Source organism: Sphingosinicella sp., from assembly GCF_052387495.1.
GTDB lineage: Bacteria > Pseudomonadota > Alphaproteobacteria > Sphingomonadales > Sphingomonadaceae > Allosphingosinicella.
The window spans coordinates 1-7,015 of record NZ_JBQTJC010000014.1; the positions used below are offsets into that span (position 1 = coordinate 1).

Sequence of the window (7,015 nt, forward strand, 5' to 3'; positions counted from 1 at the left end):
ATGCGGCCGTGGACGATGTCGTCGATCGCATTGTGGTCGAAGGGATTGCCGTCGGCCACGTCAGCCCTGTGCCTTGGGCTCGCGCGCGAGCAGCATGAGCCCGGGCAGCAGCACGGTCGCGGCGGCGCCCGCCGCGGCGATCAGGTAGCGGTCGGGATGGAGGATGAAGGCGGTGAACAGCCCGACCATCGCCGCCGCGCCATAGCCGGCGAGGACGACGATTCGCTCGCCCGCGAGCCTGCCGGTTACGATCAAAGCGCAGGCATAGACGGCGAAGGCGACCGGCACGATCCAGTCGAACACTTGGTAACCGACCCTTGGCGCGAGGAAAGCGACGCCGGCGACCATCGACACGATGGTCAGCGCCGCCGCCGCCCAGACCGGGCGCGAAGCGAGGTTGCCGGCCGAGCCGGCGCCCGCCTTCGGCCGCATCGAGCGGACCAGCACAGCCTGCCCGCCGAGCCCGAGGATCGCGAAGCTGCCCCAGATATATCCGAACACGAGATTGCCGTCGCCGACGATGCCGTTGACCGCGAGATGCTGGGCGCTCCAGCCGGCGGTGACGAGAAAGCCCCACCAGGCCATGAAGCGACCGCCGATCAGCGGTGCCCGCGCGCCGCTTTCGGCGAGGTGGCGGACATAAGCGATATCGTCCGGCGAGGTCCGCGATGCATCGGTCATAGCTGTTCTCCAAAGAACTCTAAAAAACAAAGTAATCCGATCCGATGCTCGCGTCAAGCGCGGGTTTCGCTCGCTTGACCGGCGCCGGGCGGCGCGCCTATCGCTCGGCTCGCTTCAAGGGAGTGGCGGATGCAGAAAATCTACCCCGATGCGGCGGCGGCGCTGGACGGGCTTTTGTTCGACGGCATGACGATCTGCGCGGGCGGCTTCGGCCTGTGCGGCATTCCGGAGCGGCTGATCGACGCGATCCAGGCCTCGGGCGTGAAGGACCTCACCATCGCCTCGAACAATGCCGGGATCGACAATGAGGGGCTCGGCAAGCTGCTCCGCTCGCGGCAGGTCAAGAAGATGATCTCCTCTTATGTCGGCGAGAACAAGGAGTTCGAGCGGCAATATCTGGCCGGCGAGCTCGAGGTCGAATTCTGCCCCCAGGGCACGCTCGCCGAACGCTGCCGCGCGGGCGGCGCGGGCATTCCCGGCTTTTATACGAAGACCGGCGTCGGCACCCAGGTGGCCGAGGGCAAGGAGGTCAAGAATTTCGACGGCCAGGATTATATCCTGGAGCGCGGCATCCGCGCCGATCTTTCGATCATCAAGGGCTGGAAGGCGGACGAGAGCGGCAACCTCGTCTTCCGCAAGACCGCGCGCAACTTCAACCAGCCGATGGCGACCGCCGGGAAGATCTGCGTCGCCGAAGTCGAGGAGATCGTGCCGGTCGGCAGCCTCGATCCGGACTGCGTCCATCTCCCCTCGATCTACGTGAAGCGGATGATCCTCGGCGCGCCCTACGACAAGAAGATCGAGTTCCGCACCACCCGCCCGAGGGAGGCGGCGTGATGCGCCTCGCGCCGTTTGCCGTGGTCCTGCTCGCTCTCGGCGCCTGCGCGAGCGCGCAAGCCCCGCGTCCTGCCCCGGCAAACGATGCGATCGTCCTGCGCGAGCTGCCGCCGACGCCGCCGCCAGCCATGCAATGGCTCTACGGCTCTGGCGAAGGTGGCGCGGCGAGCATTCAGGCCTGGCACGCCTTCCGCGATTATGTCGTCGCGGCGGTCCGCGATCGCCCGCGCGACAGCGTCGTGCTGGCCGCCGACGCGACGCTCGATGCGCCGCGCTTCCTGCCTTGCGGTGATCGGCCGCTGGCGGTGATCCTCGACGCGGACGAAACCGCGATCCAGAATCTCGGCTACGAATTTGACGAGGCGATCGCGCGCAGCGGCTATGATCAGGCACGCTGGAATCGCTGGGAGCGGACCGGCGCCGACGCGGTGCTCCCCATGCCCGGCGCGGTCACCGCGCTTCGCGCCGTCCGCGAGGCCGGCGTGACCGTGATCTTCAATTCGAACCGCCAGTCCGCCAACGCCGAGTTCACCCGGCGCGCGATCGAAGGTGCCGGCCTCGGTCCCGCGCGCCACCGCGAGACGCTGTGGCTGCAGGGCGACGTCGCCCCCGGCTCGGCCAAGGACCCGCGCCGCGCCACCGTCTCGCAGCGCTACTGCGTGATCGCGATGGCCGGCGATCAGCTCGGCGATTTCTCCGATCTGTTCAACGTCCGCACCCTGTCGGTGCCCGAGCGTCGCCGCGCCGCCACCAGCGGCCGCTTCGCGCAAATGTGGGGCAATGGCTGGTTCATGCTCTCTACTCCCGTCTACGGGCCGAGCATCCGCGGCGATTTCGACGACGTCTTCCCGCGCGACCGCCGCTGGACCGATCCGGGCGCGGAGTGAGCGCGCGCAATCCCTGGCTGGTCGTTGGCGGTTGCCTAAGTCTGGCGGCCGCGGTGCTGCACCTCGCTTGCGTCGTCGGCGGCCCCGGCTGGTACCGCTTCTTCGGCGCCGGCGAGGAGATGGCGCGCGCCGCTGAGCGCGGCTCGTGGACGCCGCCTTTGTTGACACTCGGCATCGCCGCGATCCTTGCGCTCTGGGCCGCTTATGCCTTCGCCGGCGCCGGCCTGTTCCGCCGCCTGCCGCTGATGCGGACCGCCCTGGTCGCGATCAGCGCCATCTATCTGCTGCGCGGCCTGTTCGTCTTCAGCCCGGCCTTGTTCAACCGGCCGGACCTGTCCTCCGCTTTCATGTTCTGGTCGTCGCTGATCGTGCTGGCTTACGGGATCGCTTATGCGGTCGGGACGTGGCGGGCGTGGCCGCAGCTCAGCCAAGGAAAGGTGGCACATGCCCTGGGATCGTCCTCAGAGGGCCGCCCGCGCCGCCAAGGAGCTGCGCGACGGTGATTACGTCAAGCTCGGCATCGGCATCCCGACCCTCGTCGCCAACAACATCCCGGCCGGGATGACGGTGACGCTCCAGTCCGAGAACGGCATGCTCGGCATCGGGCCGTTTCCCTATGAGGATGAGGTCGATCCGGACCTCATCAACGCCGGCAAGCAGACGATCAGCGAGCTGCCGTCCTCGTCCTATTTCTCCTCGTCGGACAGCTTCGCGATGATCCGCGGCGGCCATATCGATCTGACCGTATTGGGCGCGATGGAGGTGGCGGAGAATGGCGACATCGCCAACTGGATGATCCCCGGCAAGATGATCAAGGGGATGGGCGGGGCGATGGACCTCGTCGCCGGGGTCAAGAAGATCATCGTGGTGATGGAGCATGTCTCCAAGAACGGCGATCCCAAGTTCATCCCCGAATGCACCCTGCCGCTCACCGGCAAGAACGTGGTGGACATGATCGTCACGGACCTGTGCGTTTTCCACCGCCCCGATCACGACAGCCCGTTCAAGCTGATCGAGCTCGCGCCGGACGTCACCGCCGAGGAAGTGGCGGCGAAGACGACGGCGGCCTACGAAGCCTGATGGCGTCCGGCCGCTGGCCTTCGCGACGCTTCACCAGCATCAACGGCCGCGAGCTCGAGCGGCGCGGCGTTTCCGGCTCCGACGTCGCCGTCCGGCTCGAGGGTGCGACTCTGGCGATCGAGGGCGAGCAAGGCGGGCATGTCGCGATTCCGGCGGAGCGGGTCGACCTTATCCGCCAGTTCCGCATGGGGCCGGTCCACTCGCTCCATCTCAAGACGCCGCCGATATACGAGACCAAAATCTGGTGGGACGGCGGCTCGAGGCCGGTCCTGCTGATGCCGGTCGAGAACCAGCCCGCTTATCAGGCCCTGATCGCCGAATTCGCGGCGCATGTCGCCGAGGCACATGGCCTGGAACGGCTCAGGATCGGGCCAGGCCCTACGACCGCGATCGTCAACCTTCTGATCGTCGGCATACCCTGCCTGTTCCTGTTCGCCTTCGTCTTCTGGGTCGCTCTGGTCGACGGCGGCTGGTGGTGGCTCGGCGCGATGGCCACCTTCATGCTGTTCTTCTGGCTGGCGGGGCGCAACCTGGTCTCGCGCTGGCCGCGGCGGGTGCGCAGTATAGACCAGTTCTTGGCGGAGCTGCGTTGAGGCTCCTGCTCACCGGGTCGTCGGGCTGGCTCGGCCGCTTCCTCGCGCCGCGCTTGCGCGCGCAGGAGCATGAGGTCGTCGGGCTCGACGTCGCGCCGGGTGCGGACACCGGCATCGTCGGTTCGGTCGCGGACAAGGCGCTGGTCGACCGCGTGTTCGCCGAACACGGCATAGAGGCGGTGATTCATGCCGGCGCGCTGCACAAGCCGGACATCGCCCGCTACCCGAAGCAGGCCTTCATCGACGTCAACCTGACAGGAACGCTCAACCTGCTCGCGGCTGCGGTCGCGGCGGGCAATGACCGTTTCGTCTTTACCTCGACCACCTCGCTGATGATCTCCGAGACGATCCGCGCTGGCAAAGCGGGCGGGGCGACGCGCGCCGCCTGGCTGACCGAGGATTTCGGGCCGCTCGAGCCGCGCAACATCTATGGCGTCACCAAGCGCGCGGCGGAGCAGCTTTGCGCGCTCATCCACCGCGAGCATGGCCTTCCCATCGTCATCCTGCGCACCGGCCGCTTCTTCCTCGAGGAGGACGATACGCATCGCGACCTGTCCGGCGAGAACATCAAGGCCAACGAGTTCCTCAACCGCCGGCTCACCGTCGAGGACGCCGCCGAGGCGCATCTCGCCGCGCTGGCCAAGGCGCCCGCGCTCGGCCTCGAAACCTTCATCATCTCCGCCCCGCCGCCCTTCGCACCTGACGAGGCCGAGGCGCTGCTCCACAACGCGCCGGCCGTGATTATTCGCCATTTTCCCGAGGCAGCCGAGCTCTACGCGCGACGCGGCTGGTTGCTGCCGGCGCAGATCGACCGGGTCTACGATCCCACGCGCGCCGAGCGGCTGATGGGCTTTCGCTGCGGGACGGACTTCGCCGCGGTGCTCGGCGCGATCGAAAAGGATGAGCCATTGCCCTTCGCCCACGACCCCAATTATGTCTCTCCGAAGGAGATAGGGGAGATGGAACGATGCTGAAGCGGCTCATTGGGATCGCGCTGGGGTTCTTGGCTACCGGCGTCGCGCCGGCGGTCGCGCAGACCCCCGCCCCAATCCAGATGTGGCGGCTCGATTGCGGCGAGATCGATGTTCCGCTCTTCATGTTCTCCGACACGTTCCGCTATGTCGGCGAGCGGCGCACCCTGACTGACAGTTGCTATCTGATCCGCAACGGCGACCGCTATCTGCTCTGGGATGCCGGCCTTCCCGGCGAGCTAGCCGGGCAGAGCGCCGAGCAGGGCGGCATGCGGATGAGCGTTCGGGAGCGGATCCGCGACCAGCTCGCCCGAATCAATGTCCAGCCCGGCCAGGTCACGTTCGTCGGCGTCAGCCACTATCATGACGACCATATCGGCCAGGCAGCCGATTTCCCCGGCGCCACCCTGCTTGTCGGGACGGCGGACTGGGAAGCGATCCGCAATCGGCCGTCCACGACACAGCGCTTCCGGCCGTGGATCGATGGCGGCGCGCGGGTCGAGCAGCTGCGCGGCGACCACGATGTCTTCAGTGACGGCAGCGTGATCATTCTCGACATGCCGGGCCATACGCCGGGACACCGCTCGTTGCTGGTTCGCTTGCCGCGCACCGGGCCCGTGCTGCTGACCGGCGATCTCTACCATTTCACCGCGAACATGCGGAACGGCGGGGTGCCGCGCTTCAACACCAACCGGGCCGACACGCTCGCTTCGATGGCCCGCTTCCAGGAGATCGCCCGCAATCTGCGCGCTCGAATCATCATCCAGCACGAGCCGGACGACATCCGTCTGCTCCCCGCCTTCCCGCGGGCGGCGCAATGAGAGCATTGCTGTCGGAAGCGCCGGGCGGGCCAGAGACACTGAGGCTGGCCATGCTGCCCGATCCGGTGGCCGGGCAGGGGCAGTTGCTCGTCCGCGTGAAGGCCTGCGCGGTCAACTATCCGGACGTGCTGATCATCGAGGACAAATATCAGTTCAGGCCGCCGCGCCCGTTCGCGCCGGGCGGCGAGATCGCGGGCGTGGTCGAGGCGGTAGGGGAGGGCGTGACCGGCTGGGCGCCGGGCGACCGGCTGATCGCGATGCTCGGCCATGGCGGGCTCGCCGAAAAGGTGCTGGTCGCCGCCGACAAGGCGCTGCCGCTGCCGCCCGGGCGCGACTTCGCCGAGGGCTCGGCCCTGATCCTGACCTACGCCACCACCATCCACGCGCTGCTCGATCGGGGCCGCTTGCAGGAAGGCGAGACCCTGCTCGTACTCGGCGCTGCGGGCGGCGTCGGCCTCGCCGCGGTCGAGCTCGGCAAAGCCTATGGCGCCCGCGTCGTCGCGGCGGTTTCATCGGAGGAGAAGGCCGCGGTCGCGCGTGAAGCGGGGGCTGACGCCGCCCTCGTCTATCCGCGTGGCCCGTTCGACAAGGACGGGTCGAAAGCCCTGGCGCAGCAATTCAAGGGGGCCGTCGGTCCAGACGGCGCCGATCTCGTCTACGATCCGGTCGGCGGCGATTATACCGAGGCGGCGGTCCGCGCGCTCGCCTGGGAGGGCCGCCTCCTCGTCGTCGGCTTTCCCGCGGGCATCCCGCGCCTGCCGCTCAACCTCACCCTCCTCAAGAGCTGCGACGTGCGCGGCGTCTTCTGGGGCGCCTTCGCGGCGCGTGATCCCAAGGCGAATGCCGAGCATATCCGCACCCTCTTCCGCCTCTGGGACGAGGGTCGGATCGCACCCAGGGTGAGCCGCACCTGGCCGCTCGAGCAAGGCGCCGAGGCGATCGCTCACATGGCGGCGCGCCAGGCGGTGGGCAAGCTCGTCGTCACCATGGACTAAGGCCCAGCGCGCGCCTATCTGAGCCTTCGCAACCGGCAGCGAAGGAATGCCATGACCACGTTCGACGACCGCCAGAAGGCTTTCGAGACCAAATATGCCCGCGATCAGGAGATGCAGTTCAAGGTCATCGCCCGGCGCAACCGGCTGCTC

10 protein-coding genes are annotated in these 7,015 nt (G+C 67.9%); 9 read left to right on the forward strand and 1 reads right to left on the reverse strand.

The annotated features are described in order from the left end of the window. Positions 1-60: 60 nt before the first annotated feature. Complete coding sequence (locus ACT4N8_RS01210; RefSeq protein ID WP_444856312.1) at positions 61-681, reverse strand: hypothetical protein; 621 nt, start codon at positions 679-681, stop codon at positions 61-63. A gap of 129 nt (positions 682-810) precedes the next feature. Between ACT4N8_RS01210 and ACT4N8_RS01215 the strand changes: the two genes are divergently transcribed. The 9 genes from ACT4N8_RS01215 to ACT4N8_RS01255 all read left to right on the forward strand — a co-directional run. Then, on the forward strand, positions 811-1,518 hold the full coding sequence (locus tag ACT4N8_RS01215) for a CoA transferase subunit A (protein WP_444856313.1): 708 nt from the start codon (positions 811-813) through the stop codon (positions 1,516-1,518). Continuing rightward, positions 1,518-2,405 carry a 5'-nucleotidase, lipoprotein e(P4) family gene (locus ACT4N8_RS01220; RefSeq protein ID WP_444856314.1) on the forward strand — a complete coding sequence of 296 codons (888 nt, stop codon included), beginning with the start codon at positions 1,518-1,520 and terminating at the stop codon, positions 2,403-2,405. Before ACT4N8_RS01215 ends, ACT4N8_RS01220 begins: the two co-directional genes overlap by 1 nt. Next, positions 2,402-2,908 carry a hypothetical protein gene (locus ACT4N8_RS01225; protein WP_444856315.1) on the forward strand — a complete coding sequence of 169 codons (507 nt, stop codon included), beginning with the start codon at positions 2,402-2,404 and terminating at the stop codon, positions 2,906-2,908. Before ACT4N8_RS01220 ends, ACT4N8_RS01225 begins: the two co-directional genes overlap by 4 nt. Beyond that, entirely contained in the window at positions 2,850-3,485 is a 636-nt protein-coding gene (locus ACT4N8_RS01230; protein WP_444856316.1) for a 3-oxoacid CoA-transferase subunit B, read from the forward strand. Before ACT4N8_RS01225 ends, ACT4N8_RS01230 begins: the two co-directional genes overlap by 59 nt. Next, the gene (locus ACT4N8_RS01235) at positions 3,485-4,078 is read left to right on the forward strand and encodes a hypothetical protein (protein WP_444856317.1); all 594 of its coding nucleotides are present in this window, start codon (positions 3,485-3,487) and stop codon (positions 4,076-4,078) included. The genes ACT4N8_RS01230 and ACT4N8_RS01235 overlap by 1 nt, the downstream gene beginning before the upstream one ends. After that, positions 4,075-5,052 (forward strand): NAD-dependent epimerase/dehydratase family protein, encoded by a 978-nt coding sequence (locus tag ACT4N8_RS01240; protein ID WP_444856318.1) that lies wholly within the window; start codon positions 4,075-4,077, stop codon positions 5,050-5,052. Before ACT4N8_RS01235 ends, ACT4N8_RS01240 begins: the two co-directional genes overlap by 4 nt. Continuing rightward, positions 5,046-5,870: an N-acyl homoserine lactonase family protein gene (locus ACT4N8_RS01245; protein ID WP_444856319.1), complete on the forward strand. Its 825-nt coding sequence runs from the start codon at positions 5,046-5,048 to the stop codon at positions 5,868-5,870. Before ACT4N8_RS01240 ends, ACT4N8_RS01245 begins: the two co-directional genes overlap by 7 nt. Beyond that, positions 5,867-6,865: an NADPH:quinone oxidoreductase family protein gene (locus ACT4N8_RS01250; RefSeq protein ID WP_444856320.1), complete on the forward strand. Its 999-nt coding sequence runs from the start codon at positions 5,867-5,869 to the stop codon at positions 6,863-6,865. The genes ACT4N8_RS01245 and ACT4N8_RS01250 overlap by 4 nt, the downstream gene beginning before the upstream one ends. A 51-nt stretch (positions 6,866-6,916) precedes the next feature. Further along, positions 6,917-7,015 (forward strand): ATPase inhibitor subunit zeta (locus ACT4N8_RS01255; RefSeq protein WP_444856321.1); only part of this gene is annotated, 99 nt, incomplete at its 3' end.

What these genes read in the sequence shown, in the direction of transcription:
- ACT4N8_RS01210 (WP_444856312.1), bottom strand. Translation starts at nt 681, where the DNA reads ATGACCGATGCATCGCGGACCTCGCCGGACGATATCGCTTATGTCCGC.
- ACT4N8_RS01215 (WP_444856313.1), top strand. Translation starts at nt 811, where the DNA reads ATGCAGAAAATCTACCCCGATGCGGCGGCGGCGCTGGACGGGCTTTTG.
- ACT4N8_RS01220 (WP_444856314.1), top strand. Translation starts at nt 1,518, where the DNA reads ATGCGCCTCGCGCCGTTTGCCGTGGTCCTGCTCGCTCTCGGCGCCTGC.
- ACT4N8_RS01230 (WP_444856316.1), top strand. Translation starts at nt 2,850, where the DNA reads ATGCCCTGGGATCGTCCTCAGAGGGCCGCCCGCGCCGCCAAGGAGCTG.
- ACT4N8_RS01235 (WP_444856317.1), top strand. Translation starts at nt 3,485, where the DNA reads ATGGCGTCCGGCCGCTGGCCTTCGCGACGCTTCACCAGCATCAACGGC.
- ACT4N8_RS01245 (WP_444856319.1), top strand. Translation starts at nt 5,046, where the DNA reads ATGCTGAAGCGGCTCATTGGGATCGCGCTGGGGTTCTTGGCTACCGGC.
- ACT4N8_RS01250 (WP_444856320.1), top strand. Translation starts at nt 5,867, where the DNA reads ATGAGAGCATTGCTGTCGGAAGCGCCGGGCGGGCCAGAGACACTGAGG.